At 68.3% G+C, this 1,397-nt stretch carries 1 protein-coding gene; it reads right to left on the bottom strand.

The window, feature by feature from the left end; translation table 11 throughout:
* Positions 1–232 precede the first annotated feature (232 nt).
* Positions 233–1,048 carry a hypothetical protein gene (locus Q7W29_02365; protein MDO9170655.1) on the bottom strand — a complete coding sequence of 272 codons (816 nt, stop codon included), beginning with the start codon at positions 1,046–1,048 and terminating at the stop codon, positions 233–235.
* Positions 1,049–1,397 lie beyond the last annotated feature (349 nt).

The raw sequence follows: 1,397 nt of genomic DNA, 5'->3' as shown, positions 1-1,397 counted from the left end.
CGAGGCGATCAACTGGGACAAGGTCACCGCCACCTACGACGGACCCGGCGGCTCGGCGTCGGTCACGGTGCCGGTGGACGAGGAGGGGACGGCGGGGAAGGTGCTGGTGGGGGTCGTGTTCTGGCTGTAGACGAACCGGTGATGACTGCGGACATCCAAAGCGAATTGATGGAATGAGATGAGGGGCGACCGGCCGGCCGCCCCCCGCATTGGATACCCGGTCGAAGCAGACTCAACCGCAATCCACGTCGAACTGCGCCTCGTCCCAGCACGACTCCTGCCCGTTGTGGTAGTCGGGCACCTGCAGGCTGCCGGTGCCGTCGGTCTCGTTCCAGCGGATGAACCAGACGCCGTCGATGCCCGCGTCGATGTAGTCGATCCGGTTCAGGGCGCCGGCCTCGGTGAAGGTCAGCGAGTCGCCGGCGTCGGGACCGTGCAGGACCTCGAGCGCCAGCTCGTGGCCGTCGGCGTCGTCCTGCCAGTGCACGCTGGCGGCGGCCGGGTCGCCGGGCAGCGAGAAGTCGTAGAAGGTCCAGTCGCCGGTGTCGCCGTCGTCGCGCGTCGTGCCGTCGAACCACAGCTCATCGGCGATGCCTTCGTTCGGGACCGTCACGCGCAGGGCCCAGGCCACCTCGTCGCCCCGGATGACGCCGCGCAGGCGGACCTGCGCCTCCTCGTCGCCGCGCACGTAGGTGTAGACCCAGATCCAGGAGCCGTCGGGCTGCAGGGTCGGCACGGTGTGCAGTGCCAGGGCGAAGGCCGCCACCGGCGGCGTCAGCACGAGCTGCGTGGTCGCCGAGACGATCACCGCGCGCAGGTAGGCGTTGAAGAAGTTCTGCTGGCCGATCGCTTTGTTCTCCCCGTCCTGGAAGAAGCTCAGATCGATGCCGAGGCGGTCGGCGTCGGGCAGCGCGGGGGCCCGGTCCTGCGGTTGCGGGTCCGGGTCGGGGGCGTTCAGGCTCTGCTCGGCGCAGCCGGCGAACAGGCCGAGCAGCAGGGCCGCCGCGAGGGCGGCCGCGGTGCGCTGGAGGCGATGGGTCGTGATCATGTTCGGCGCTCCTTGTTGGTGGTGGTCCGTCCCTCGCCGGTGGTTGCAGCCGCCGTGCCTGGGGGGCGGCTAGCCGATTAGGCGCTGTAATATGTTGATTTAGTATAGTGTTGCACCATCAGCGCCGTGGGCGTCTTCGGATGGGCGATCGCGGCGAATCTTCACACCCGTGGCGCCGTCGCGACGCCCGACATTGACTTCCCTCCCTCGAATGCCCTCAATGTGTCGGTCGCGATTGCCGGACTCGAGTGACTGCGGAGGCCTCCATGATCCACATCGTGCTGGGCATGCACAAATCGGGCACCACCCTGGTCTCCCAGATCCTGCACCACTCCGGCGTCGACATGGG

The organism is bacterium (assembly GCA_030654305.1).
GTDB lineage: Bacteria > Krumholzibacteriota > Krumholzibacteriia > LZORAL124-64-63 > LZORAL124-64-63 > PNOJ01.
Note: the sequence above shows the minus strand (reverse complement) of the source record. Positions and strands in the feature narration are given on the sequence as shown.

What these genes read in the sequence shown, in the direction of transcription:
- Q7W29_02365 (MDO9170655.1), bottom strand. Translation starts at nt 1,048, where the DNA reads ATGATCACGACCCATCGCCTCCAGCGCACCGCGGCCGCCCTCGCGGCG.